We start from the raw sequence: 24907 nt of genomic DNA, 5'->3' as shown, positions 1-24907 counted from the left end.
CCAGGACTATTGGCTGACTTGAATAGCTGGGCCACCGCAGGGTTATAGAATACGACTGGCCTGAAATTTCCAAAACCAAGAACTGCCGGGAGACAGATATGAAATCGGGTTTGTTGGCGGCCGCGGCATTGAGCGGTCTTTTATTCGCGGGATCGGCCTCGGCGCAGGGCGTCAAGATCGGCATTCTGAACGATCAGTCCGGGGTCTATGCCGATTACGGCGGCAAATGGTCGTTCGAGGCCGCCAAGATGGCGATCGAGGATTTCGGCGGCGAGGTGCTCGGCCACAAGATCGAGATCGTCTCCGCCGACCACCAGAACAAGCCCGATCTCGGAACCGCGATCGCGCGGCGCTGGTATGAGGTCGAGAACGTCGACATGATCACGGAGCTGACGACTTCCTCGGTCGCTCTCGCGATCCACGATCTGTCGAAGCAGATGAAGAAGATCGATATCGTCGTCGGCGCGGCCACCTCGCGGCTCACCGGCGACGCCTGCCAACCCTACGGGTTCCACTGGGCCTATGACACCCACGCGCTGGCGGTCGGCACCGGCGGGGCGCTGGTGCAATCCGGCGGCGACAGCTGGTTCTTCCTGACCGCCGACTACGCGTTCGGCCATGCGCTGGAAAAAGACACCGGCGACCTCGTCAAGGAAAAGGGCGGCAAGGTGCTGGGCGCGGTCCGCATTCCCCTGAACTCGTCGGATTTTTCGTCGTTCCTGCTGCAGGCGCAAAGTTCAAAGGCCAAGATCATCGGGCTCGCCAATGCCGGTCTCGACACCACCAACTCGATCAAGCAGGCGGCCGAATTCGGCATCGTGAGGGGCGGCCAGAAGCTGGCCGGCCTGCTGCTGACGCTCGCCGAAGTCCACGGCCTCGGGCTGGAAGCGGCGCAAGGCCTGGTGCTGACGGAAGCCTATTACTGGGATCGCGACGACAAGAGCCGCGACCTCGCCAACCGCTTCTTCAAGCGCACCGGCCGGATGCCGAACATGATCCAGGCGGGCACTTACTCCGCGACGCTGCAATATCTGAAGGCGGTCAAGGCGGCCGGCACCAAGGAGACCGAAGCCGTCGCCAAGAAACTGAAGGAGCTTCCGGTCGACGATCTCTTCGCGCAAGGCAAGGTGCTCGAGAACGGCCGCATGGTGCACGACCTCTATCTGTTCGAGGTCAAGAAGCCGTCGGAGTCGAAGAAGCCGTGGGACTATTACAAGCAGCTCGCCGTGGTGCCCGGCGACAAGGCGTTTCCGAGCGCCAAGGATTCGGGCTGCCCGCTGACGAAGTGAGGCACGTCTCTCACCATCGTCGTCCCGGCGAACGCCGGGACCCATAACCACCGGCGGCTGTTGTTTGCAGAAGGTGTCTGCCAGCTTACCTTACCGCGACTGCACGGCGTATGGGTCCCGGCGTTCGCCGGGACGACGTGGGGAGGGAGTTGCGCGGTCTCACCCCTGCACGATCCGCCACACTATCGCGCCCGACGCGCCGACCCAGAGCACGATCGCAGCTAACGCCTGGATGCCAAAGCCGCGGCCGCGCTTGGCGGCGGCCTGCGAATAGCCGAACATGTAGAGGAGGCGGCCGGCGATCCAGACCAGGCCGAGCCCTGCCGCGAAGGGGTCGCTGATATAGACCGCAAACAGCCATAGCGACGGGAGGAAGATCGGCATCCATTCCAGTGTGTTCATCTGCACGCGAAACACGCGCTCGAAATCCGGATGGCCTGACGTCGCCGGTACCTTCACGCCGAACGCGCTGCGCGCTTTCGAGACCTGAATCGAGGTGAAGAAGTAGAACAGGATGGCAAGGCAGGTGACGAGAGCGGTGAAGTGGTACATTGGCGAGTGATTCCTCTTTGCGAACGGTCCTGGCCGTGATTCCGGGATCGTGCGTTAGCACCAGACCACAGGTGCGCAATTGCGCACCGGGGAATCTCGAGATTCTCAGATGTGCAATAGCACATCGTAGTTCGATGCTTCGCATCGCCCCGGAATGACGTTTCAGTACCCCGTCATTTCCAGATAGCCTAATCCGGTGTGACTCCCGCCAAAGCTGATCGGGCCTTCCCAATAAGGAAAATTCGTGCCCATCCAGCTCTTCGCATTCAGCGGCGTGCAGTCGATCGTCATTGCGAGTTTGGGAATCGCGATGCGCCATGAGGTCGGGATATTGCGGTTCGCTATCTCCGTGTAAGCCTGCGGCGTGAAGCTGATATCTGCTGAAGCGAGCGGCTCAGTGTTGCCGTCGCGGGCGACCCATTTGCCCGAGCCGTAATGCTGGCCGTCGGTCTGGCGCATCCGGTACAGCATCAGCTTTTCGCCGGTCTTGAAATGCAGCGACAGCCAGTCCCAGCCGCTCTGGTCGGAGGCCAGCGGCTGGCTGCTCCATTCGCGGTCGAGCCAGGCCTGTCCGGTGACATCGACAGTTTTGTCGTCGATGGTGATGCTGCCTTTCGCCGAGAAGTGCGGCTGGCTGTAGTAATAGGAGGCCTGTTCGCGCAGCGATTTGCGGCTGTAGCCGGCCTCGCCCTGCAGCACCAGCGGCCGGTCGGCATCGAGGCGCAGCGCATAGTTGAAATCGGCGCCTGAGGCTTTGAGTTCGAGCGGCGCCATGTTTGCCGGATTGACGGCGCCAAGCCCGCGCATTTCCCAGGAATCGATCCAGGCGAGAAATGGATCGGCGTCAGCGCCAGCCTGACCGACGCCGCCGCGGGCAAAGGTCTCGCTGGTGCGATGGGTGTCGGCGCGCGTCACCGCGGCATGGCCCATCCAGAGCTGCTGATTGGCCCAGCCTTCCTGTTGCGTGCCCGGCTTTGTCGCCTGCCGGAACAGGGTCCACTGCGCGCCATAAGGGACACCGTTGGCATCGGCGAGATTCGCCGTGACGTACCACCACTCGATCCGAAATTCCGGATGCGGGCCATGATCGGCGGGAAATGAAAATGCCCGGCCGGGGATGACGGCGGCATAACCACTGGCGCTTTCGCCTAAGCCGGCAAAGCCCTGCGCCAACACCTTGCTGCCGAGCGAGGCGATCAACAAGCCGCCGGCAAAACTGCGGCGGGATATCAGGCCGCTAGCGCTCATTGGCAAAGATCCTGATCAGGCTCGCCGGCTGCATCCGCGCCAGTCGCATGACCGGAAGCGCTGCCGCACAAAAGGCCGCCGCCATCGCGACGCCGACCAGCCACAGCAATTGCGCCGGGAAGACGTGGAACGGCAGCCGCCAGCCAAAGGCCTTTACGTTCACGATCGCGAGCAGGCACCATGCCACCAGGAGGCCCAGCGGCAGTGCGAACAGCGCGGTGATCAACGCGACCGACATCGTCTTGAGAAGCTCGATCGCGGCCAGCCTGCGCCGTGTGATGCCGATCGCCCATAACGGGGCCAGTTGCGGCAGCCGCGAATTGCTCAGCGTCAGCAGGCTGGTGAGGAGCGCGATACCGGCGACGCCGAGCGTGAAGGCGTTGAGCGCCGCGGTCACCGAGAAGGTGCGGTTGAAGATGCGTTTCGATTCCGCCTTCATCGTCGCCTGATCGGCGACGTTGCGATCGTCGAGCCCGAATTTTTCCTGCAAAGCCGTGATCAGCGCTGGAATCTGGCCGGGCGCGACGCGCAGGCCCATCCGCGTCAGCGGGACCTCCGGAAAGCGCCGCGTCAGCGCGGCGTAGTTGACCGCGATCTGGCTCTTCGGATTGCCGTAGTCGGCATAGATGCCGACGATTTCCAGCGTCCAGTTGCCGCCCGACGCAGGAATGTCGATGCGATCGCCAATCGACAATTTCAGGCGCCGCGCCAATTGTTCGCTGACGAGGCAGGTGGTGCCGGGCCGAAGTCTGGTCCAGGCGTTCGGCGCCGACTCCAGCAGCGGCCAGCTGTCGCGATAGGTGGTGTGATCGGGCAGGCCCAGCACTTCGAGTGGCGCGCCTGCCAATTGCGTGTCGGCGCGGCCGCCCGGCAGGATCGCCTCGACCTCGGGCCGTTCGCGCAGCCACGTCCTGATCTCGGTCGCCTGCGCATTGCTTGATGCGTTGACATAGACATCCGCCGCCAGCCTTCCGTCGAGCCAGACCAGGAACGTGCGGTTGAAACTGCCGACCATGGTGCCGACGCCGACATTGACCGCGAGCGCGAGCAGCAGCGCCATCAGCGCCAGCGACAATCCCGAGAGCTGCTGGCGGCTGTCGGCCCAGAACCAGGTGCTGAGCGGGCCGCGCGCATGCCGCTGGCCGAACGCGAGCACGATTTCCAACAGCATCGGCAGGATCAGCGCCGCGCCGAGCAGCAGGGCCGCGAGCACGGCAAAGCCCGACACCAGGGAATCGCCGAACACCAGAAACGCGCCGGCCGCGGCGAATACGCTGAGCGCCACCGCGCTCTGGAACATCAGCCAGCGGCGCTGCGCCTGTTGCCACGCATAGGGCTGCGCGGTGGCGAGCAGCGGCAAACGAACCGCCTTGGTCAGGCTGGTCGCCGCGGCCGCGAGCGCGCCCAGAATGCTGATGGCGATGCCGGCGAGCCACCATTCGCCCTTCAGCGTCAACTGTCCCGGAATCTGCGCGCCGTAAAGCCCGCGCAGGGATGCGGCGACGTCGGGCAGCAATGTCGCCGCGATCAGGTAGCCGCAGACGAGGCCGATCAGGCCTGCGAAGAGTGCCAGCGACACCAGTTCGATCACCATCACGCTGTTCAACATCCGCGCCGACACGCCGCAGGCGCGCAGCGTGCGCAAGGTGGGCAGGCGCTGTTCGAAGGCAAGCCCGATTGCAGAGTTGACGATGAACAGGCCGACGAAGAACGACAGAAGTCCGAATGCGGTGAGGTTGAGATGGAAACTGTCGGTGAGCCGTTCGAGATCGCTTTCCGCATCCGGCGCAACCAGGCGCAATTTGTCGCCGACGACATTTTCCAACGGCGCAGGTTTGCCCCTGGCCTTGCCGATCAGCAGGCGGGACAATTGATCCGGCGTTTTCAAAAGAGTCTGCGCGATGCCGATGTCGACCACCAGTACGCCGGGGACCAGCTGCGCCTGCACGCGCAGCGGCGGTAATGCCACGCCGCCATTGGTGACAGCTGTAGCGCCCTCGGTGAGCTTGAGATCGGAAAGCGTTTCCGGCGCCACCAGCATTTGGCCGGGCGGCGTCATGAAGGCTTGCAGATTGGCGGTTTCGACCCCGGGCGCACTGCCGACCTCGCGCGGCAACGTCACGGGTTCGATGCCGAGCAGGCGGAACGAGCGTCCGCCGATCTGGATGCGGCCTTCGAGTGCCGGCGACACCGGCCAGCCGGCGCGGCGCAGGTCGACGAAGAGTTGTTGCGGGAAGGTTGGCGCATCGCGGCCGACCAACATCGCCGTTCGCGTGCCGCCGAATGTGGCGGCGGCGCGGTCATAGGACGTGCGCGCCTGCTGGTTGAGCGCCTGCACGCCGCTCCATAGCGCGGTCGCCGAAATCAACCCGATCAGCAAGGTCGCGAGCTGCATCGGATGGCGCCGCCAATGGCTCAGCAATACGGCGAGCGTCCAGAGCGCGCGCCTCACGCGATCACCCCGGCGTGCAGATTGACCTGGCGGTCCAGCGTGGCGGCGAGCCGCGCGCTGTGCGTCACCATCAGGAAGCCGCAGCCGCTGCGCGCCACGAGGTCGCGGGCCAGCGCCAGCACTTCGTCGGCGGTGGCTTCATCGAGATTGCCGGTCGGCTCATCCGCGAGCAGCAGCAGCGGCTTTGTCGCCAGCGCGCGGCCGATCGCGACCCGCTGCTGCTGACCGCCGGACAATTGCTCGGGATAGCGCTTGAGGAGATTCGTAAGGCCCAGCCGCTCCACCAACTCGTGATGCCAGGCATCATCGTGGCGTCCGGCGATGCGCGACTGGAACACCAGATTGTCCTCGACGGTGAGGCTAGGGATCAAGTTGAATTGCTGGAACACCAGCCCGAGGCGATCGCGGCGCAGTTCGGCGCGGCCGGCATCCGAGAGTTCGGAGACCAGCGCGTTGTCGAGCCTGATCGCGCCGCCATCGGCGGCATCGAGGCCGGCGATCAGGTGCAGCAGCGTGCTCTTGCCGCTGCCGGATTCACCTGTCAGCGCGACGCTCTCGCCGGCCGCGACGGACAGGTTGACGCCGCGCAGCACCGCGACCTCCTCGCCGGCGGCGCGGTAGCTCTTGGTCAGGCCGTTCACGGTGAGCACGATTGATTCGCCGTTGCTCATGCGCTGATCACGCGAGCTTCCGGCGCGTGGGGAAAGCCGGCGTGGCCAAAATGTCGATGCGGCGATGGATCGAATTGACCATGAAATTCCCCTGGCGTGATGCCCTGCAACATATCAGGACCGCGATATCAGTTCACGGCCTCAATATCAGGGGCGACGGGATCGTGATTCGGTTGTAACGGTGCGCATCAGGCGGCGCAAAGTTGCAGGGCACGTTTCCGGTCAAAATGCGCAGTTGCCTTGCCGGGGAGGCCATGGCTAGCATCGCATGCCGAAGTCACTGAATCGGCAACGATAAACTTGGGGTAGCAGCCATGACCGAACATGTGACGCCCAAGGGCGCCTGGAAAATCACATTTCTGCTGTTTCTGTTCATGCTGGTCAATTTTGCCGACAAGATCGTGGTCGGCCTCGCCGGCGTGCCGATCATGACCGAGTTGAAGCTCGACGCGGAGCAGTTCGGCACACTCGGATCCTCGTTCTTCCTGCTGTTTTCGATCTCGGCGATCGTCGTCGGCTTCATCGTCAATAGCGTCCAGACCCGCTGGGTTCTGTTGGCGATGGCGGTGATCTGGTCGGTGGCGCAATTCCCGATGGTCGGTACCGTAAGCTTCACCACGCTCTTGATCTGCCGCATCATTCTCGGCGCCGGCGAGGGCCCGGCGTTCGCGGTGGCGGTGCATGCGATCTACAAATGGTTTCCGGACGAGAAGCGCACCCTGCCGACCGCGATCCTGTCGCAGGGTTCCGCCTTCGGCGTGATCCTCGCGGTGCCCGCGCTGAACTGGATCATCGTCAATCACAGCTGGCACTATGCGTTCGGCGCGCTCGGCGTGGTCGGCCTGATGTGGGTGGTGGCGTGGCTGATCATGGGCAAGGAAGGCCCGCTGGTGCAGACGGTAACGATGGCCGCCAACGATCCGCGCGTTCCCTATTTCCAGCTCCTGACCTCGCGCACCTTCATCGGCTGCTGTGCCGCGACCTTCGGGGCGTATTGGGCGCTGTCGCTCGGCCTCACCTGGTTCACGCCCTTCATCGTGCAGGGGCTCGGCTTCTCGCAAAAGGATGCGGGTTGGGTTTCGGTGCTGCCCTGGGTGTTCGGCGCGGTGATCGTGTTGCTCACCGGCTGGATTTCGCAGGTAATGCTGACGCGGGGCTTTACCACCCGCGGCGCGCGCGGCGTGCTGGGATCGGTGCCGCTGATCATCGGCGGCCTGATTCTCGCGATGATGCCCTATTCCGCGCCGGGCGGAATGATGGTTGCGCTGCTCGTGGTCGGTACCGGGTTGAGCGGCTCGATCTATGTGGTCTGTCCGCCGATGCTCGGCGAGTTCACGCCGGTGCAGCAGCGCGGCGCCGTGATTGCGATCTATGGCGCGATCTACACGCTGGCGGGCATTATCGCTCCCCTGGTGATGGGAAGCGTCATCAAGCACGCGGCAACGCCGCTCGACGGCTATCTGACCGGCTTCACCATCAACGCGGTCGTTATGGTGTCGTCGGGACTGCTCGGCCTGCTGCTGCTGTGGCCTAACAGCGAGCGGGCGCGGCTGCTGGCTCAGGCCGCACAACCGAAGTTCGCGTGAGCCAATGGCCCGCTACAAGCTCCATTGCATCGGCGCCTCGGGCAATTCCTACAAGCTGGCGCTGTACATGAACTGCGCCGGCCTCGACTGGGAGCCGGTCGGGGTCGATTTCGCGGGCGGTGCGACCCGCGATCCGAACTGGCGCGCCGGCACCAATGCGATGGGCGAGGTGCCCGTGCTCGAAGTCGACGGGCAGTTGATGTCGCAATCGGGTGCGATCCTGGTCTGGCTTGCGGAAACCACCGGCCATTTCGCGCCCGCCGCCGACGAGCGATACGAAGCCTTGCGCTGGATCATGTTTGATAATCACAAGTTCACCAACAACCATGCAATGCACCGGTTTCAGCGATCTTTCATGCCGGAGCCGGTGCATCCGGCGATCCTTTCGTTCCTGCGCGCGCGGACCGAGTCGAGTTTTGCAATCGCCGACAAACACCTCAGGGATCGCGCCTTCATGCTGGGCGACCGGCCGACCATCGTGGATTTCTCGCTGGCCGGGTATGTCTATTATCCGCCGGAAGAGACAGGCTTCGACATCGCAGCGGATTATCCGGCGCTGGATGCCTGGCGCCAACGCCTTGCGGCGCTGCCGGGCTGGAAGCCGCCCTACGAGCTGATGCCGCTGGGATCGGATCTGCGGCTGACGATGAACCGGCCGGCATAGCGGGCGTTGGGAGACGGCCATGGGGATCAGAATTTTTGGCGGCGCGCCCGTGGCGGCGCTTGCGCTCGCGCTGTTGTTCGCGCTGCCGATGGTCATCGGTTTGACAGACACCGCGATGGCGCAGGGGCTCACGAAGACGCAATCGGACGCGCTCAATGCGTACAATGATGCGGTGAAGAGCTTCGAGGCGATCCTGGGACAGCGCCGCGTGCAGATCGATGCGAAGCAGCCGTTGCCGAACCTGCCGGGACAGGCGCTCTATCTGGCGCGCAACAAGATGCTGAGCGCCTACAAGGATCTCACCGACGCGCTGCCGTCCAAAATCGGTGGGCCCAACAAATACGAAATCCCGCCGGCCTATTTCAACGTGGCTACCGAGCCGCTGCTCGACGAGTACCGGAAGCTTTTCGATGTGATGCAGGCGCCGCCCGCCAGCGCGCAAAAATCAGATACCCCGTTCAAGGACGTCGTCGATCTGGGAACGGCGATCGCGCGCGCCAAGGGCCTCGATGCTGTCAATGCCGAGGCGGCGGGCCGGATCAGCCTCGGGCTGTTCTTTGCCGAGACCAATGGCAATCAAACCATCGGCAATGCGCGGTCGAACAAGTACAAGGGCAGCCTGCAAACCGGCACGTCGGAAGATCTCAACGGCCGCCGGAAGTGGGCGGCGATCAAGCCGTCGATCGCAGCTTTCGATCCTGCGCTGATCCAGCGCGACGACAAGGAGGAGGCGCGGGCCGGCAATATGGATCACCGGTTCAACCACTGGACCTCGGTGCGGGATGCCCTGATGAACGCGCATGCGGAGGTTTTTCCGCAGGTGCCGTCGATCGTGAAGACGCTGCCGGACCCGATCGATCAGATGAAGCTGTTCGAGCTGATTCAGATTATTCCCGCGCCGACCAAGTCCGCGCTCAAGTCAGGCAATTTACTCAACTACCGGATTTCCGATCCTGTCATCATGGGATTCTTGCGGAACAACAGCGTTTTCACCTTTGGACAGGCCGACAGGGCGCGGACGTCTGCAACCATGCGCGAAATCCTCGATGCGATGTGGCTGTTCAATGCCAAATTCGAACAAGCGCTTGCCAGGTTCAAGGAGATCAAGGCGGGGCAAAAGGTTTGAAGCCGGCCGGTGGAACCTTGCAACCGGTAACTCATGCTTCATACTCCCGGCCGATGCTGTCCGATGCGGTCATGAAGCGCGCATAGAAGTCACTCTGGGGGAGAGTGGGGATTGCCGTCGTCAGGGAAAACATTCGACCAGTCAGGCTTTGGCGGTTGGCCCCGCCGCCGCACCACCGCCGCCGCGATGGTCGCCTTGCTGCTTCTGCCGGTCGAGGTCAGCCATGCCGGCTGGCTGTCGGACGTCTTCAAGGGCGCGTCAAAGCAGGCTCAATCGCCAAAGCGTCAGGCGCCAAAGCAGAGTCCATCGCCAAAGCGCGCCGCCGCGCCAAAGCCGGCCGCTGCAAAGCCTGCCAGGGTAGCGAAGCCTGCCGCCGCGCCCAAGCACCGCACGGCGAAGGCTGTTGCCCCAAAGGCGACGGCCAAGCCGTCGGTTTCGAAGACGGTCGCAACCACCTGCGAACCGTCAAAGTTCCGGATCGTTCTGGATGTGGGGCATACCGCCCAATCGGAAGGCGCGATCAGCGCCCGCAACGTTTCCGAGTTCGTCTACAATCTGCGGCTGACGCAGCGGATCGAAGAGAAACTGAAGGCCGAAGGCTTTACCGAGACGAAGTTACTGCTGACCGAAGGCAAGGCGAGGGCCAGCCTGGTCAAGCGCGTCGCCGCAGCGAACAATCTGCCCGCGAATCTGTTCCTGTCGATCCACCATGACTCCGTGCCCAAGAAATTTCTGGAGGACTGGGAATTCGGCGGCAGGAAAAGCCGTTTCAGCGACCGCTTCAGCGGCTATTCCGTTTTCGTTTCCAGCAACAACCCGGAATACAAGGCGAGCCTCTCGATCGCCGAACTGCTGGCGAAGGAAATGAAGGCCCAGGGCCTGAAATATGCCGAGCAATATTCGCAGCCCATCATGGGCCGCTACCAGCATCCGCTGCTGAACAAGGAAACCGGTGTCTACAGCTATGACAAGCTCATCGTGCTGAAAAAGACCAGGATGGCTGCCGTGCTGCTGGAGGCGGGCTCGATCATCAACCGGGACGAAGAGCTCCAGATGGACTCAGCCGAACGCCGGGACATCATCAGCAGCGGTGTCGCCGCGGCCATCAAGGAATATTGCGATCGTCGATGGGGCATCCTCGGTCCGCTCTGATGGCGACGACCGGACTTGGCCGGAAGCCCTGCGTCAGCGGGGAGCGCTGGGGATAATCGAAGCGCCGGGCAGCGAATTGATTTCGCTGTCGATGGGGATGCTCCCGGACCGCTGGGTGTAGCCGAATCCGAGTGACAGGCTAAGATTCGGCGCCGGCTGAAATTCGATGCCGGCATTCGCGCGATAGCCCGGCAATGTGCCGGACTTCTTGTCGAACGCCGCAAACGGACCGCCGATGCCGCTATCGTATTTCAAGGTTTCGAACCCGGCATAGAGCGAAACGGGTAACCCGCCCGGGCTTCCGAAATTGTAGCCGGCCTGCATACCCTCGTAACGGAGCGAGCCGAAATTGCCGAACGCTCCAGCCTGGTTGATGCCGTTCCAGTTCATTCCCGCAGGAATGCTGGTGCCGCTGATAAACATGCCGTTCTGGAAATTGTAGCGCGTCGGGGAGTCCTGGTCGGAGGGCAGGGTCCCGCCAAAGCCGAGGGGCCAACTCGGGCTCCAATATGGCACGGGGGCGGCCTGGGCATGGGCCGTCCGCCCGCCCAGACAGAGCGCCGCCAGGACGAGCGCGAGACCTAATCTGCCTGTAAAAATCGACATTCGTACCATCGCCAAATTCCCTCAAATCATACCCTCCGGGTATGGGGAATGCCAGCACGGCGCGTATCGACAGCGTATCGATACTTGGGTTCATGCTTGGGTTCAGGATGGAACCGATGTACTTGGTACCGGTCAATTTGTTAGTATTCGAAGAACCTCTCCAGCCAAGGATATCCGCGTGCAAAAGTTCGAGCCGCTTCGTCAGGTCAACCCCGTGTCAGGCTACGGCAAAAACGACGTTCTGGTCATTTTCGGCGAGGTCTTTGCCCGAGGTTACGTCAACGGCCTGATCGATGAAGCCAAGAAGGCCGGGATGACAGTCATCTATGGCACGGTCGGACGCCGCGATGAAAATGAGCAGCTGCGGCCTTTGACAGCGGAAGAGTTGGCCGAGAAAGACCAGCCGCTGGTCAACGTTCCCTTGGAATGCGGATTCGATCTGGCAAAATCGAGCAAGGGTCTCAGCCCATGCGACCAGCTCAAGGGTTTAAAACTCAGCGAGTGGGACAAGGCCACGGTTGATCTTGCGCAGGTGGAAGAGTCGCGCAAAGCCGGCCGCGAAAATTTTCGCGTGCGCGTGCAGCAATATCTGGTCGAGTTGCAAAAGCAAATTCCCGATGGCGCCAAGGTCCTGATCGCTCACACCATGGCCGGCGGAGTTCCGCGCGCGAAGATCATGATGCCCGTGATGAACCGGGTCTTCAAAGGGACCGCGACCTCTTCCAAGGAATTTTGGGAAGGCGACCTCGGCCGGCTCTGCGAAATGAGCTTTATGGATGTGAGCGCGAATAGCCTTTCGGATCTGATCGAACTGAGTTCCGGGCTGCGCGACAGCGTCGCCAAGAACGGCGGTCAGGTTTCTTACGTGGCCTACGGCTATCATGGCACCGAGATCCTTATTGCCGGCGAGTATCACTGGCAGAGCTACTCACCCTACCTGCAGGGTTTCGCGAAAATCGAACTCGAGAATATCGCGCGGCGCGCGACCGCGGATGGCGTGAAAGCGAGTGTCTTCAATGCGCCGGAGATACTGACCAATTCAAGCTCGATATTTCTGGGTGTTGAAGTGGCGCTCTATCCGCTTCTCGCCGCCTTCAAAAAAGAGGCGCCCGATCATCCGGTTACCAAAAAACTTCTGGCCGAGTGTTCTGACCTGCTGAAGCCCGAGCACAGCCTTGAGGCACTGATCGAGCTCACCGACAATTATTTCCGGTCAGACATTATTCAGCGCTGGACGAAGTTCGAACAATGGCCGCAGCACAATGGTCCCGAGCAGATGGAATTGATGCACGCCACGTCGAAAGCAATTATCGACATGCACAAGGACGGCCGCAAGCTTCTCACGGCGGCGCTGAGCGAAATCGTGTTCAAGGCCTGCGGATACGCCATGCTGCATGAGGCATTGAATCCCCGCCAATCCGTATGGTGGGTCGGTCATCAGTTCGTGACTGAGGCTGCGACCAAGGCCTGACGCGCCGAGGCGCCAAACTTCGGTTGTGACACCCCTGCGCCCCCGCGCAGCGGTTTGCCCGGGCGTGCGCCTGTGCCTTGCGATCACCCCGATTTGAGCGATCCTGATGCCGTCACAGATTGCGGCGCTGCGTTCCGCCCTACACATGGGAAGCGGGGTAGCTGATCAAACGGGGTAGCTGATTAAAGGATATTTGCGATGCGTTTTGTGTTGGCCCTAGGTGTTTTGATCGCCTTTAGTGCTTCTGCCAGCGCCGCAAAGAAGGTGCATCACGCCAAGCCGCGACATGTCATTGTCCGTCCCGTCCAGCCTGTGGACCCGCGCTTCCCGCCCGTGCTGCAGGACCAGACCCCGAGCTACAATGATCCGTCCAAGTTTGGCGGCGCCTGATCCGCGGCGAGCTGGAACGAGCGTTGCGACGTTGGGTGTCGAAGCGCGGTAACGCGATCGACCTCGATTGCGGCTAAGCCGAACCTGCGTCAGCTCGCCGCCGCGCCAAACTTCGGCTGGATACCCTGCGCGCCGCGCACCAGTTTGCCGGGGCGTGCGCCGGTGGCCTTGCCGCCGCGCTGCGTCACCACGCCGGAGACGATGGTGGCGTCATAGCCGTCGACCTGCTGCATCAGCCGGCGGCCGCCGACCGGCAAATCGTAATGTACCTTCGGTGGATGCAGATGCAATTTGTCGTAGTCGATCACGTTGACGTCGGCCTTGAAGCCCGGCGCGATCACGCCGCGATCGTAGAGGCCGACCGAGAGCGCGGTCTTGCGCGACTGCGCCGCGACCACGAACGGGATCGAGAGTTTTTCGCCGCGGCTGCGGTCGCGGGTCCAGTGCGTCAGAAGGTAGGTCGGGAAGCTTGCATCGCAGATGATGCCGCAATGCGCGCCGCCGTCGGAAAGGCCCGGCACCGCGTTCGGGTCGCGCAGCATCTCGCGCGTCGCATCGAGATTGCCGTCGGCATAATTGAGGAACGGCACGTAGAGCATGCCGCGGCCGTCGTCGGTGAGCATCGCGTCGTAGGCCAGCTCTTCCGCCTGCTTGCCCAAGCGGCGGGCCTGCGCGCCCAACGTATTTTCCGGCGGCTGTTCGTAATCAGGGGGATTGCCGAGCAGATACATCTTGTCGTAGTTCGGCCGGAAGAACAGCGGGTCATCGGTCGCGGTCGCGTGTTCGCTCAGGATCGCGGCGCGCACTTCCGCCTGGTGCAAACGTGCCAGCCGCTCCTTCAACGGCAGTTTCGCGATCGCCTGATAGCTCGGATGGGTCTGGAACGGGTTGCGCGACAATTCGAGGCCCAGCATCAGCCCGACCGGGCGGGCGGCGATCTGCGCGGTGATCGACAGGCCGCGCGCGGAAGCCTCCGCGATGGTGTCGAGCGTCTGGCGCCAGCGCTGCGGCGCCTTGTCGTTTTGCGTGATCGAGAACGACACCGGGATTTTGGTGTTCTCGGCCACCCGCAGCATCATCGGCAGATCTTCGTTGAGGGTGGAGAGATCGAGCACGAATTGCAGCACGCTGCGGCCCTGGCCGTGCATCGCGGCGGCAATCGCGGTCAGCTCGTCCTCGCCGGCCTTCAAGGTCGGCGTGTAGTCGCCGGTCGATGTGCGGTGGTTGAGGGTGCGCGAGGTCGAGAAACCGAGTGCGCCCGCGCGCACGGCGTCGGCGGCGAGCGCCGCCATCGCCTTGTTGTCGTCAGGCGTGGAGGGATCGCGGCGCGCGCCGCGGTCGCCCATCACATAGACGCGCAAGGCCGCGTGCGGCAGCTGCGCGCCGACATCCATGTCGAAATTCCTTTTCGACAGCCACTCCATGTAATCCGGAAAGCTTTCCCAGGCCCAGGGAATGCCGGCGCTCAACACCGGCTCCGGAATATCCTCGACGCCTTCCATCAGCTGGATCAGGCGGACATGGTCGCTCGGCCGGCACGGCGCGAAGCCGACGCCGCAATTGCCCATGATCGCTGTGGTGACGCCGTTCTGCGACGACGGCGTAATCTCCTGGCTCCAGGTGACCTGGCCGTCATAATGGGTGTGGACGTCGACGAAGCCGGGTGTGACCAGTTTGCCCCGGGCGTCGATCTCTTCCTTGCCTTTCCCGGAAACCTTGCCGACCTCGGTGATGCGGCCGCCCGAGATGGCGATATCGGCTTCATTGAGGTCGCCGCCCTTGCCATCGGCAATATTGCCGCCACGGATCACGAGATCATGGGAACTGGTCATGGCGATTCATCCCGGGTTTGAAATTTTGTTGACTGCATCATCTGATATCCCCTGATGCAGTCAACCGCCGGGATTGAGGTTCAGGAATGCATCACGCTTGTGACCGGGCCCTCCGACCGCGTTTTCGGTTTGCGGTCGGTGATCAATGCGAGCAGTACCGTTAGGACCATGAAGGCGACGGAGGCGCCGAACACCCAATGCGGCAGGTGCTGGTCCATGATCCAGCCGAACAATAGCGGGCTCAGAATGCCGCTGAAGTTGAAGCCGGTGGAGACGATGCCGAACGCACGGCCGGCCGCACCCGGAGGGGCGGCGTTGCGCACCAGCATGTCGCGGGAGGGCGCGATCACGCCGCCGAGGAACCCGGCAATTCCCATCGCCGCGGTCAGCACCACCGACGGCAAGGTGGTCGTAGCAATCACCAGCATGATGAGTGCGTTGATGCCAAAGCAGCCGGCCGCGACCTGTCCGTGGCGCGTGGTGCGGTCGGCGAGATAGCCGCCGGCCAGCACGCCCGCCGCACTGGCGCCGAGAAACGCCGTCAGCGCGATATTGGCGGCCGAGAATGTCACGCCATAGCCGCTCATCAGCGCGACCACGCCGAAATTGCTGATGCCGGCGTTGGAGAGACCCAGCAGCATGAAGAAGAACGTCAGCATGATGATCGCCGGCGTGATGACGCTTTGCCTGTGGGGTGTCGCGCCATCCACTTTGCGGTCGGCCGAGCTCGCATCGGGAATGCCGACCACGATCAACAGCAGCGCCACCACAGGGCCGACGGCGCCGGCCACGATCAGCGCGCCGAGGCCGCCAAGCCACGCCACCAGTGCTGCCATGATCGCGGGCGCCACCGCGCCGCCGAGGAAGCCCGCAAAAGTGTGGATCGAAAACGCGCGACCCATCCGCCTTACATCCATATGCGCCGAGAGGATGGCGTAGTCGCAGGGGTGATAGACGCTGTTGGCGAGCCCGAGCAGCGCAGCGCAGACGATCAGCGACGTGTAGCTCAGATGCATGCCGAGCATGATCAGCGCGAGACCGCCGACACAAAGGCCGATCAACAGCACCTTGCGCGCGCCGATATGGTCGGCGAGATAGCCGATCGGCGCCTGGGTGAGACCAGACACCAGCCCGAACACGGTCAGGGCGAAGCCGAGCTCGATGTAGCCGACGCCGAGTTGTGCCTTGAGGTAAGGAAACAGCATCGGCAGCACGAAGATATGGAAATGGCTGACCCAATGGGCCACCGAAATTCCCGCCAGCGTGCGCAGAGAACTGTCCGCTTTCACGTGCTGCGGTGCGGTCAGAACATCGACCATATCAGCGTCAAACCCCGTCTCGATATACGGCCCGGCAAAGGCTGGCTTTTGAAAATGCCCGCCGAAAATAGTGGTTAGCCGTTATTTGTCCATGAATACCGCTGCATGGCTGCCCCCGCAGGGCGCGGAAGGGGCCAAATGCGTCAATAAGTTCAGGGACAAAGTCGGCTGGCGCGGCAATGATCCGGCATGATCGATCCGGGGAAGCCGCTCCGGGTGCTGGTGTCAGAAGGTTCCAGTACCTCAGCCCGCGAGGCCATCACGATACTGGGCCTGTCGGGCCATCATGTCGAGGTTTGCGATCCCTCCGCCCATTGCCTGGCGCGGTTCTCACGCTTCGTCCGCAAATTTCACCGCTGCCCGGGCCTGCGCACAGACCCCGCCGGATTTCTGGCGTTTGTCGAACAATTGCTGGCGCGCGAACGTTTCGACGTGCTGCTGCCGACGCATGAGCAGGGTTTTCTGTTTGCGCGGATGCGCGCGCGATTGGAAGGCCGTACCGGTGTTGCGTTGCCTTCATTCGAGAGCTATCGCACCGCGCACAGCAAGGCCGGATTCAGCCGGTTGCTCGATCAATGGAAGCTGCCGCAGCCGCCGACGCGGATCGTCAAATCTGCACGGGCGCTGCGCGACGCCATCGGTTTTCCAGCCGTGGTCAAGACCTCGATCGGCACCGCAAGCCGCGGCGTCTGGTTCGTGCGCAATACGGATGATCTGGAAATAGCACTGTGTGATCTCGACGCCGGCGATGCGTTCGCGGGCGAGGTGCTGGCGCAGGACCTCATCACGGGCACCACCGAGAAGGCGCAGTCGGTGTTTTGCCGGGGACGGCTGGTCGGCTTTCATGCCTATCGGCAAGTCGCTGCCGGCGTCGGTGGCGGCGAGGCGATCAAGCAAAGCGTGGGCCGGCCGATAGTGCGCGCCTATCTCGAGACGATCGGCGGGCAACTCGGCTGGCACGGTGCGTTGTCGGTCGATTTTATCATGCCCGACGATGGTACGGCGCCGCTCCTGATCGATTGCAACCCGCGGCTGGTCGAGCCGGTCAACGCCTACCGCGCCGGCATTGATCTCGTTGGGTTGCTGCTGCGTGTCTCGCAAGGCGAGACGCCGGAGCCGCTGCCGGAAAGCCGCGAGGGCGTGCTCACGCATCTGGCGATGCAGGCGCTGCTCGGTTGCGCATCGCGCGGCGGCACGCGGGGCGATATTATCCGGGAATGCGGCCGGGTGTTTACCGCCAGCGGCCCCTATGCCGGCAGCCGCGAAGAACTCACGCCGGTACGGCTGGACTGGTTCAGCGCCGTGCCGTTGGCGATGACCGCTGCATTTCTGCTGGCCTCGCCGTCGTCAGCGATCAAACTGGCGCGCGGCGGTTTTGGCGCGCATCTGCTCGATGTCGGGAGTATCCGGAAGATCGAAAGCGATGGGTTTGGTTAGATCTCGCGTCGTCCCGGCCTTGAGCTCAGATGCGCAATTGCGCATCGGGGGACCCACCGACGTTTGTTGTTTAGGAGTCTCTAGCCGCTTGCCGTATCACAACGGCCGCGGCGTATGGGTCCCCGCCGGGACGACATGGAATTCACAACGGCTCGTCGTCAGTGCCGTGGCGGTCGTGCTTGGGCGTGGCGATGTCGCCATCCTCGTAATCGTCGTCCTCGACAGGCAGGCCTTTCGGCTTCACGGGCTTGTCGTTGTCCTGCCTAGGAGGCTCGCTCTTTTTGCCGTTTCCGCCCATATCGCGCCTTCTTGCCGGCTCAACCGGCTTTATCCGGACGAATTGACGCATTCACCGTAATACGACCGACTTTGCGCATTATACTAGCGGCAGCAACACGAATTTTCCTTGCCCTTTTTGCCGATATTGCTTCAAACGGGGCAATCACACGGAGCCAAAATGAAGAAGCCTCGCATCGAGACCGAAGAACAGCAGCCGCGCAAGATCATTCGCGCCGACAAGGCGCCGACCAATGGATATTCGCTTGTCGTGGATGGTCACTTCAAATCGCACCACGACACGGTCGAAGCCGCCGAAGAGGCGGGCACGGCGCTCAAGAACAAATTCCAGATGCTGCAAGTGCAGGTCTATGACGCCGAGACCAAGACGCGCTCGATGATCCATTGGCCACCGGCGTAACGCTGCAAGACCGAATTTTTAGACTGAACTTCAAGACTGGACTTCAAAGCTGAGCTCAAGGAGCTCAGCTCAAGGTCTTCGATGTTAAGTCCGTCGTCCGCCGCTTTGCTGGCTCGCCAGCCAATCGCCCAACGCGGGGGTCGGGCGCTTCTCGCCCGGCTTCTTCGATTTGGCCGCTGCCTTCTTTGCCTTGACGGGAGCCGGAGGTGCGGCGGCCTCGCGGGCTAGCCGCAACGCCTTCAGCTTCGCCATATTGTCGAGCATGGCCCTCGAGGCCGCATCGCGGTCGGCCTTGCCGGACCGCGCGTCCTGGGCTGCGCGGGTGGTTTTATCCAGACGCGCTTGGGCGCGGTCGCGATCATCTTTCGTCATTTTACGTTAGCCTTCTTCGCCACTTTGGCTTTCGCTTTAGGCTTGGCCTTCGGTTCGGGCGGATTGGCAAGGTCTTCAGCTTCCTTGGCCAGCCGCAGCGCGCGCAGCTTTTCAGTCCGCTTGCGAATCGCGATGTCGGAGGCCGCGATCTCGGCCATCGCCTTGATGCCCTCGACCTCCTGGGTACGCTTGCGGTGCAGCCGAATCTCTTTCATTTCGGCCGGACTCTTCGGTTCGTCGTTCATCATATACCTCTGGAACCGCGACGCATGCCGTCGGGCGGTGTTTCGGCGGTAATACCATGGATTGCGCCGCTGAGGGGGCGAATTTGGGTCGAAAACGCCCCGTTATCGCGTTGATTCAGCCCTGATGGTGAAGGGCGGTGGGGTCATCGCCGTCTTCAGGACCGCTCTGGTCGAAACTGGCCAGCCAGGCTGCCAATGTCGTTGACGCCTGACCTTCGGCTTTGACCTGGCGCAGCGCGATGCGGATGCCGGCGCGGCCGTGACGGTCGCCGGCGATCGCCACCGGCGGTTCCCCCGCCAGCACCGCATCGACGACGCGCAGCTTGATCGCCAGCGTTTCGGGATCGCCGCACGCCGCCAAGATACGTTGAAAACGCTGGTGATGTGCCCGGTCGAACGGCCGGGCTTCGCCCATTCCGTCACGCAACGGATGCGGCGGATAGATGTGCGCGCAGGGGATCCAGCCTTCGGGAACCGGCTCGGTGGCTGCATGGGTCCGGCCGCTTTTCAGCAGTCTTGGCAGCACGTGCGTGTGGGGCCCTTCCGGGCTCTTGCCCGAGGGCGGCGGGATCGGCTGATAGACCTCGATGCGGCCGAGCCGGCTGATGAAGACGCGATGCGGGTTCGCGCCAAGAATCATCCCCATCGCGGGATTGTCGTGTTCGAAGATGGCGCGGCCGCAGAGTTGGCGCAGTCGCGCGGCGAGATTGGGGTCACCGATGCGCACGCAGAAATCCGCCTGCAGCGCACCGAGACCGAGATCGAACAGGAAGGACTCTCGGTCCTCCGGCCGCAGCGCCTCGTGATCGGCGCCGATTTCCGTCAGCGCGTTGCGGCCGTTCATCGCACAATTGCCTGACGGCAGGCACAGCGCGATCCGATGGCTCCAGCCTGACTTGGTGATGCTCTCGGAGGCGAACGGCCGGCTGTTGCCGCCCGGTTTCAGCGCAATGCCGCCGCGCGGCGTCACGGCTGCAACGGCCTCGATCGATTGCGTCAACCGCACCGGCTCGTCGCGGTCGCGTGCGAATTCGGCGATGGCGCCGAACGTGCCGAGGCTCCATTGCGTGTCGGGATCGGCGATTTCCCGCTGCAACAGATCGGTCGCCGCGACGGCGGAAACATCAGGCATCAACCAGCATTCCCTTAACCCTCGGGGCCAAAGAGAATACTGGCTTGTCAGGTCAGGACAAGCCGGTCCGGAGCGGGCCCCGGACCGGCGTCCGGGCTCAGAACGTCGCGCCGGCCTTCACCATGTAGGTCCGGCCCGGCAGCGGATAGGCGCTGAAGCGGCCGTCGGTGAACGAGCTTGCGATCGCATAGTCGTAGTATAGCGCGTTGAGCACGTTGTTGACGCTCACCGACCAGAAGAAGTGCTGATAGGCCCCGCTCAGCTTGAAGTCGATGGTGGCATCGGCCGGGATGCGTCGCTGGGTATTTTTCTGGTCGTTGTCCATGTAGCGCTCGCTCCAGCCGCGCACCGTGGCGTCCGCAACCAGATAATTTTGCCAGATGTTCCAAGTCACGCCGCCACTGGCGGTGTAGCGGGACACCAGCGGAACGTCATTGCCGGCGAACTGCCCTTCACGGAACACCGCCCGGGTGTAGGCCACACCGCCGCGCAGCAGCACGCTGTCGCTGATGCGAAGCGAGGCGCTGGTCTCGGAGCCGTAACGGCGGGTCGGATCGAGGTTGACGTTGTAGAACAGCGCGGGGACGAAATGGATCTCGTTCTCGAGGTCCATGTTGTAGATGCTCGATTGCATCTGGAATCCGCCCGACTTGATGCGGAAGCCGCCTTCGACGTCGTGCGAGGTCTGGGTTTTCAGCTGGAAGGTGCCGGGAATTGGGGTGAAGAAGACAGGATCGAAGGAGGGTCCGGAGGACAATCTCTCGTCGACATTCGGCGTGCGGAACGCGCGGGCGGCCCGGCCGAATACCGAGACGATATTGTTGAAGCGATGTTCGAGGCCGACATGCAGCGCGTGCTGGACTTCGCTGCTATCCAGCGGAAGGTTCTGAGCGCCGCAGGTAAAAAACAGGGCGCAATTCGGCGGATCGTTAAGGCGGTCCCGCGCACTCAGGCTGGTGTTCTGGATTCGCGCGCCGTACGAGAAATCCGTTGTCGGCAACAGCCCAAGGGTTTGCTGCCAATAGCCGGCAATCGTTCTTTGCGACAGATCGTAAGTATGGATCGGCGGTGTGCCCTTAAATTCCGGCCGCTCCTGATGGAACGTCGCATCGTAATAATCGATGCCCGTCAGGATCGAAGAGGGTAGTCCGAACATTACATTCTTGACGCTCAATCGAGGTGTCAGGGACCATGTCTGAAGATGGCTGTCGACGTAACTGTTGGCGAAGGGATTGAAGAACGCGGCCTGCTGTTTCTTGTCCCGCACACCGCCATCGATGATGAGATCGACGCCGTTCCACAGGGTCTTGGTGAAGCCGGCGGTGGCGCTGGCGCCCTGCTGGTTGCCGTAGTCGAACGGCGTGCTGGTGCCGGTGCGGGCCGTGACCAGTTCGTTGACGCCGATCGAGGGATCGACGATGCGGCCGCCGGGGAAGCCGAGCTTCTGATCGTCGCCGGTCACGGTCAGGAACGCGGTGAGGCCGGGCGTGGTGTAGTTGAGGTTGCCGACCCCGTTGCGCTGGTCGAGCGCGTTGTTGACACGGTAGCCGTCTGACTTGATGGCGTTGCCATAGAACGACGTCGACCACGGACCGAAATTGGTCGCGGCCGAGACCGAGGCCATGCGCTGGTTGAAGGAGCCGACGCCGGCTTCGCCGCGGATCGCGACCGGCGGGCCGCCGACGCCGTTTTTCAGCACGATGTTGACGACGCCGCCGACCGCATTGTCGCCGTACAGCACCGCGCCGCTGTTGCCGCGGGTGATTTCAATGCGCTCGATCGAATCGCGCGGGATGGTTGAAAAATCGACACCGGCCATGTCGACGTCATTGAGCCTGCGGCCGTTGATGAGCACGAGGGTGTTGGAGGTCGCAAACGCGCCGAATCCGCGCAGATCGACGCTGGTCTTCGCGCCGTTGACGCCGCCATACAGGCTGGTGAGCTGCACGCCCGGTGTTTGCGCGATGATTTCCTGCAAGGTCTGCGCGGGTGAATGCGCGATTTCTTCAGCCGTGATGACGGTCGCCGATGTGCCGACGATGCCGGCGAATTGCCGGACGGGCGTTCCGCCGCCGCCCTGGCCATCGCCTTGTGACGCGACGTTCGAGCCGGTCCCCGGCGCAGGGTTCCGATTGCTTGACGGCCTCGGGTTCGGCGCGACGACGCGGCGCGTGCCCGAGCCTTGATCGGAAGCGGGTTTGGCGCGGGTCCGGTTCTGGTCGCCGGGCGGGTTGACCTCGATCGCCGGCAGTTGATCCGCTGTGGCGGTCTGCTGGGCCTGCGCGCCGGAATTGGTGAGCGCCATGATCGGCGCCAGAAAACTGGACGCCAGCAAAAGACGGCGGCACCGCTTGGCGGCAGTGGTGGTGGAAGACATGGTTCAGGCCTCGGTATGACGTCAGTGGCACGTCACAGCGAACCAAGTCCCACCATCGTGCTGTAAGCAGCTCTGGTGAAACTAATGCCTGTACTCCCCGACCGACATCTTCGCGTGTGACCACGGCTGACGGCAGGTCTCCTGGCTTGCGGGTCGTTACCTTTCGTCGCCTTCCCAGGACCGAGAATCCCAGTGGCGTAGGACGAAAGATTCACCGCTTACAGTTGCGGGGGCAGCCGCGGAATTGGGGGACTGTCCCCGCACCGCATTCCCTTTTGATCCCCAAAACGGGAACCGTCGAAAATTATGGTAGAAGTTTGTCAAAGATAGAGTCAATCCCATAAGGCCTCGCCTGCGATCCTCACTGGACGAGTGCGTCTTTTATGTCGCATGAGCAGTACCGTTCGAACGCGTAGTGCGGTACGGGCTGACCGTCCGGGGACGATCGATGAGTGTTGAGACCATCATTGCTGCAAACGAGGAGGCCGCGCGGCGCCGGATTGGCGTGACGGCCGCGCTCGCCGGCCTCGTCGGGCTGTTGGTGCTGATCTCGCTCGGCATCGGGCCGGTGCGGCTGTCGCCGCTGGCGGTGATGGAAGCTCTCCTCGGCGGCGGCAGCGATGTGTCGCAGGTGATCGTGCGGGAAATCCGCCTGCCGCGGACCATCTTGGCGCTGGCGATCGGCGCCATCCTGGGAATGTCAGGCGCGTCGCTGCAGGGCCTGCTGCGCAATCCGCTGGCCTCGCCCTCGCTGTTCGGCGCGCCGCAATCGGCCGCGTTCGGCGCGGTGCTGGTGATCGCGCTGGGGTGGGCCGATGTGCGCTCCTATGCGTTGCCGGTGGTGGCGATCATGGCCGCTTTCGGATCGGTGTTCGTGCTGCTGACGATCGCCGGCCGCAATGCCGGGCTGCTGATCCTGATCCTGGCGGGCCTTGCGATTTCGAGTCTGGCGGGCGCCGCCACCGCGCTGGTGATGAACCTCTCCAGCAATCCCTTCGTGGTGCTGGAGATCGCGTTCTGGCTGCTCGGATCGCTGGAGGATCGCAGTTTTCAGCACGTGATGCTGGCGCTGCCGTTCATCGTTGCCGGTGGTATTATCCTGTTCAGCCAGCGCCATTCCTTTCGCGCGCTCAGCCTCGGTGAGGAAACCGCGCAGAGCCTCGGCGTCGATGTCGGGCGCCTGCGGCTGATCGTGATCACCGGCGTTGCGCTTGGGGTCGGCGGCGCGGTTGCGGTCACCGGCACCATCGGCTTCATCGGCCTCGTCGCGCCGCATCTGATGCGGCCGTTGATCGGTCATGATCCGGCGCGGCTGCTGGTGCCGAGTGCGCTGGCAGGCTCGGCGCTGCTGCTCGCCGCCGACATCGCGGTGCGGATCATTCCCTCGACCAGTGACATCAAGGTCGGCGTGCTGACCTCGATCATTGGCGTGCCGTTCTTCCTCTATCTGATCGCGCGCGAACGCCGCGCGCTCGGGGGAGGTGTCGCTTGAGCGAAGCCGCGCTTCTCACCGCCCGCAGTGTGAACGTGACACTGGCCGGCCGCCATGTGCTCAGCGATGTCTCGCTGTCGCTCACCGCGGGGCATCTGGTCGCGCTGGTCGGACCGAACGGCGCCGGCAAAACCACGCTGTTGCGGGCGTTGTCGGGGCTGCTGCCGTCCCGCGGTGACGTCCATATCGGCGGCGATGCGCTGGCTGATCTGTCGCTGCGCGAACGCGCCAAGCGCTTTGCCTATTTGCCGCAGGGCCACATCGTGCACTGGCCGCTGCCGGCGCGCGACATCGTGGCGCTCGGCCGCTATCCGCATGGCGCGACCGATCCGGCGCGGCTGTCGCCCAGGGATACTGAAGCCGTATTGCGCGCGATGCAGGCCGTCGATGTGGTGGAGTTCAGCGAACGCCGCGTCACCGAACTGTCCGGCGGCGAGCGCAGCCGCGTCGCGCTGGCGCGCGTGCTCGCGGTGGAGGCACCTGTCATCCTCGCCGACGAGCCGACCGCTTCGCTCGATCCGCGTCACCAGATCGACGTGATGAAGAATTTGCGCGCCACCGCCGACAAGGGCGTGCTGGTCATCGTGGTGACGCACGACCTCGGCCTGGCTGCACGATTCGCCGATCATGTGCTGGTGCTGAAGGAGGGCCGGCTGGTGTCGCAGGGCGCGCCGGTGGAAGCGCTGTCGGAGCGGGTGATAGCCGACGTGTTCCGGATCAGCGCCTACCGCGCCGAATACCAGCGCGAGGCCGTGATCGTACCGTGGGCGGATCTGTGATACGCCGCCGGCTTGCCG

The 24907-nt window shown here is 63.3% G+C and carries 22 protein-coding genes and 1 riboswitch; of the genes, 11 read left to right on the top strand and 11 right to left on the bottom strand.

Annotated elements, in window-relative coordinates:
• Positions 1-98: 98 nt before the first annotated feature.
• A complete protein-coding gene (locus tag JQ600_RS24945; protein WP_212390801.1) occupies positions 99-1289 on the top strand; it encodes an ABC transporter substrate-binding protein in 1191 nt (396 codons plus the stop codon).
• A gap of 159 nt (positions 1290-1448) precedes the next feature.
• On the opposite strand, the gene JQ600_RS24940 is transcribed toward JQ600_RS24945, so the two are convergent.
• The 4 genes from JQ600_RS24940 to JQ600_RS24925 form a co-directional block, all read right to left on the bottom strand.
• Positions 1449-1841: an MAPEG family protein gene (locus JQ600_RS24940; protein ID WP_212390802.1), complete on the bottom strand. Its 393-nt coding sequence runs from the start codon at positions 1839-1841 to the stop codon at positions 1449-1451.
• 162 nt (positions 1842-2003) lie between these two features.
• On the bottom strand, positions 2004-3089 hold the full coding sequence (locus JQ600_RS24935; protein ID WP_212390803.1) for a lipocalin-like domain-containing protein: 1086 nt from the start codon (positions 3087-3089) through the stop codon (positions 2004-2006).
• Entirely contained in the window at positions 3079-5541 is a 2463-nt protein-coding gene (locus tag JQ600_RS24930) for an ABC transporter permease (RefSeq protein WP_212390804.1), read from the bottom strand. The genes JQ600_RS24935 and JQ600_RS24930 overlap by 11 nt, the downstream gene beginning before the upstream one ends.
• Positions 5538-6212: an ABC transporter ATP-binding protein gene (locus JQ600_RS24925; RefSeq protein WP_212390805.1), complete on the bottom strand. Its 675-nt coding sequence runs from the start codon at positions 6210-6212 to the stop codon at positions 5538-5540. Before JQ600_RS24925 ends, JQ600_RS24930 begins: the two co-directional genes overlap by 4 nt.
• Before the next feature lie 314 nt (positions 6213-6526).
• On the opposite strand from JQ600_RS24925, the gene JQ600_RS24920 reads away from it, so the two are divergent.
• From JQ600_RS24920 to JQ600_RS37445, 4 genes are all read left to right on the top strand, one after another.
• Positions 6527-7798, top strand: a complete 1272-nt coding sequence (locus JQ600_RS24920) for an MFS transporter (RefSeq protein ID WP_212267323.1) — start codon at positions 6527-6529, stop codon at positions 7796-7798.
• Positions 7799-7802: 4 nt separating this feature from the next.
• On the top strand, positions 7803-8462 hold the full coding sequence (locus JQ600_RS24915; protein ID WP_212390806.1) for a glutathione S-transferase family protein: 660 nt from the start codon (positions 7803-7805) through the stop codon (positions 8460-8462).
• Between the two features lie 19 nt (positions 8463-8481).
• Entirely contained in the window at positions 8482-9588 is a 1107-nt protein-coding gene (locus tag JQ600_RS24910; protein ID WP_212390807.1) for a hypothetical protein, read from the top strand.
• Between the two features lie 111 nt (positions 9589-9699).
• On the top strand, positions 9700-10740 hold the full coding sequence (locus JQ600_RS37445) for an N-acetylmuramoyl-L-alanine amidase (RefSeq protein ID WP_312011079.1): 1041 nt from the start codon (positions 9700-9702) through the stop codon (positions 10738-10740).
• Between the two features lie 33 nt (positions 10741-10773).
• Here JQ600_RS37445 and JQ600_RS24900 read toward each other — a convergent pair whose 3' ends face one another.
• Entirely contained in the window at positions 10774-11346 is a 573-nt protein-coding gene (locus JQ600_RS24900; protein ID WP_212267329.1) for an outer membrane protein, read from the bottom strand.
• Between the two features lie 178 nt (positions 11347-11524).
• Between JQ600_RS24900 and JQ600_RS24895 the strand changes: the two genes are divergently transcribed.
• Both JQ600_RS24895 and JQ600_RS24890 read left to right on the top strand, forming a co-directional pair.
• On the top strand, positions 11525-12817 hold the full coding sequence (locus JQ600_RS24895) for an enoyl-acyl carrier protein reductase FabMG (protein WP_212267331.1): 1293 nt from the start codon (positions 11525-11527) through the stop codon (positions 12815-12817).
• 198 nt (positions 12818-13015) lie between these two features.
• The gene (locus JQ600_RS24890) at positions 13016-13207 is read left to right on the top strand and encodes a hypothetical protein (protein WP_212267333.1); all 192 of its coding nucleotides are present in this window, start codon (positions 13016-13018) and stop codon (positions 13205-13207) included.
• An 89-nt stretch (positions 13208-13296) separates the two neighbouring features.
• Here JQ600_RS24890 and JQ600_RS24885 read toward each other — a convergent pair whose 3' ends face one another.
• Both JQ600_RS24885 and JQ600_RS24880 read right to left on the bottom strand, forming a co-directional pair.
• Positions 13297-15039 carry an amidohydrolase family protein gene (locus JQ600_RS24885; protein WP_212390808.1) on the bottom strand — a complete coding sequence of 581 codons (1743 nt, stop codon included), beginning with the start codon at positions 15037-15039 and terminating at the stop codon, positions 13297-13299.
• A gap of 80 nt (positions 15040-15119) precedes the next feature.
• The gene (locus JQ600_RS24880) at positions 15120-16358 is read right to left on the bottom strand and encodes an MFS transporter (RefSeq protein WP_212390809.1); all 1239 of its coding nucleotides are present in this window, start codon (positions 16356-16358) and stop codon (positions 15120-15122) included.
• Positions 16359-16547: 189 nt separating this feature from the next.
• On the opposite strand from JQ600_RS24880, the gene JQ600_RS24875 reads away from it, so the two are divergent.
• Both JQ600_RS24875 and JQ600_RS24870 read left to right on the top strand, forming a co-directional pair.
• The gene (locus JQ600_RS24875) at positions 16548-17795 is read left to right on the top strand and encodes a hypothetical protein (protein ID WP_212390810.1); all 1248 of its coding nucleotides are present in this window, start codon (positions 16548-16550) and stop codon (positions 17793-17795) included.
• Between the two features lie 457 nt (positions 17796-18252).
• The gene (locus JQ600_RS24870; RefSeq protein ID WP_212267341.1) at positions 18253-18492 is read left to right on the top strand and encodes a hypothetical protein; all 240 of its coding nucleotides are present in this window, start codon (positions 18253-18255) and stop codon (positions 18490-18492) included.
• Between the two features lie 84 nt (positions 18493-18576).
• On the opposite strand, the gene JQ600_RS24865 is transcribed toward JQ600_RS24870, so the two are convergent.
• From JQ600_RS24865 to JQ600_RS24850, 4 genes are all read right to left on the bottom strand, one after another.
• On the bottom strand, positions 18577-18864 hold the full coding sequence (locus JQ600_RS24865; protein WP_249132834.1) for a hypothetical protein: 288 nt from the start codon (positions 18862-18864) through the stop codon (positions 18577-18579).
• Positions 18861-19109, bottom strand: a complete 249-nt coding sequence (locus JQ600_RS24860; RefSeq protein WP_249132835.1) for a transcriptional regulator — start codon at positions 19107-19109, stop codon at positions 18861-18863. Before JQ600_RS24860 ends, JQ600_RS24865 begins: the two co-directional genes overlap by 4 nt.
• 115 nt (positions 19110-19224) lie before the next feature.
• Entirely contained in the window at positions 19225-20241 is a 1017-nt protein-coding gene (locus JQ600_RS24855; RefSeq protein WP_212390811.1) for a DUF6925 family protein, read from the bottom strand.
• Positions 20242-20338: 97 nt separating this feature from the next.
• Positions 20339-22618 carry a TonB-dependent receptor gene (locus JQ600_RS24850; RefSeq protein WP_212390812.1) on the bottom strand — a complete coding sequence of 760 codons (2280 nt, stop codon included), beginning with the start codon at positions 22616-22618 and terminating at the stop codon, positions 20339-20341.
• A gap of 113 nt (positions 22619-22731) precedes the next feature.
• Positions 22732-22932, bottom strand: a riboswitch (cobalamin riboswitch).
• Between the two features lie 134 nt (positions 22933-23066).
• On the opposite strand from JQ600_RS24850, the gene JQ600_RS24845 reads away from it, so the two are divergent.
• Together JQ600_RS24845 and JQ600_RS24840 are read left to right on the top strand one after the other, a co-directional pair.
• A complete protein-coding gene (locus JQ600_RS24845) occupies positions 23067-24110 on the top strand; it encodes an iron ABC transporter permease (protein ID WP_212267352.1) in 1044 nt (347 codons plus the stop codon).
• The gene (locus JQ600_RS24840; protein WP_212490131.1) at positions 24107-24889 is read left to right on the top strand and encodes an ABC transporter ATP-binding protein; all 783 of its coding nucleotides are present in this window, start codon (positions 24107-24109) and stop codon (positions 24887-24889) included. Before JQ600_RS24845 ends, JQ600_RS24840 begins: the two co-directional genes overlap by 4 nt.
• Positions 24890-24907: the final 18 nt, after the last annotated feature.

The organism is Bradyrhizobium sp. AUGA SZCCT0176 (assembly GCF_018130145.1).
Lineage (GTDB): Bacteria > Pseudomonadota > Alphaproteobacteria > Rhizobiales > Xanthobacteraceae > Bradyrhizobium.
This window is presented reverse-complemented; position numbering and strand designations above follow the sequence as displayed.

What these genes read in the sequence shown, in the direction of transcription:
- JQ600_RS24945 (WP_212390801.1), top strand. Translation starts at nt 99, where the DNA reads ATGAAATCGGGTTTGTTGGCGGCCGCGGCATTGAGCGGTCTTTTATTC.
- JQ600_RS24940 (WP_212390802.1), bottom strand. Translation starts at nt 1,841, where the DNA reads ATGTACCACTTCACCGCTCTCGTCACCTGCCTTGCCATCCTGTTCTAC.
- JQ600_RS24935 (WP_212390803.1), bottom strand. Translation starts at nt 3,089, where the DNA reads ATGAGCGCTAGCGGCCTGATATCCCGCCGCAGTTTTGCCGGCGGCTTG.
- JQ600_RS24925 (WP_212390805.1), bottom strand. Translation starts at nt 6,212, where the DNA reads ATGAGCAACGGCGAATCAATCGTGCTCACCGTGAACGGCCTGACCAAG.
- JQ600_RS24920 (WP_212267323.1), top strand. Translation starts at nt 6,527, where the DNA reads ATGACCGAACATGTGACGCCCAAGGGCGCCTGGAAAATCACATTTCTG.
- JQ600_RS24915 (WP_212390806.1), top strand. Translation starts at nt 7,803, where the DNA reads ATGGCCCGCTACAAGCTCCATTGCATCGGCGCCTCGGGCAATTCCTAC.
- JQ600_RS24910 (WP_212390807.1), top strand. Translation starts at nt 8,482, where the DNA reads ATGGGGATCAGAATTTTTGGCGGCGCGCCCGTGGCGGCGCTTGCGCTC.
- JQ600_RS24900 (WP_212267329.1), bottom strand. Translation starts at nt 11,346, where the DNA reads ATGTCGATTTTTACAGGCAGATTAGGTCTCGCGCTCGTCCTGGCGGCG.
- JQ600_RS24890 (WP_212267333.1), top strand. Translation starts at nt 13,016, where the DNA reads ATGCGTTTTGTGTTGGCCCTAGGTGTTTTGATCGCCTTTAGTGCTTCT.
- JQ600_RS24885 (WP_212390808.1), bottom strand. Translation starts at nt 15,039, where the DNA reads ATGACCAGTTCCCATGATCTCGTGATCCGTGGCGGCAATATTGCCGAT.
- JQ600_RS24880 (WP_212390809.1), bottom strand. Translation starts at nt 16,358, where the DNA reads ATGGTCGATGTTCTGACCGCACCGCAGCACGTGAAAGCGGACAGTTCT.
- JQ600_RS24875 (WP_212390810.1), top strand. Translation starts at nt 16,548, where the DNA reads ATGATCGATCCGGGGAAGCCGCTCCGGGTGCTGGTGTCAGAAGGTTCC.
- JQ600_RS24870 (WP_212267341.1), top strand. Translation starts at nt 18,253, where the DNA reads ATGAAGAAGCCTCGCATCGAGACCGAAGAACAGCAGCCGCGCAAGATC.
- JQ600_RS24865 (WP_249132834.1), bottom strand. Translation starts at nt 18,864, where the DNA reads ATGACGAAAGATGATCGCGACCGCGCCCAAGCGCGTCTGGATAAAACC.
- JQ600_RS24860 (WP_249132835.1), bottom strand. Translation starts at nt 19,109, where the DNA reads ATGAACGACGAACCGAAGAGTCCGGCCGAAATGAAAGAGATTCGGCTG.
- JQ600_RS24855 (WP_212390811.1), bottom strand. Translation starts at nt 20,241, where the DNA reads ATGCCTGATGTTTCCGCCGTCGCGGCGACCGATCTGTTGCAGCGGGAA.
- JQ600_RS24850 (WP_212390812.1), bottom strand. Translation starts at nt 22,618, where the DNA reads ATGTCTTCCACCACCACTGCCGCCAAGCGGTGCCGCCGTCTTTTGCTG.
- JQ600_RS24845 (WP_212267352.1), top strand. Translation starts at nt 23,067, where the DNA reads ATGAGTGTTGAGACCATCATTGCTGCAAACGAGGAGGCCGCGCGGCGC.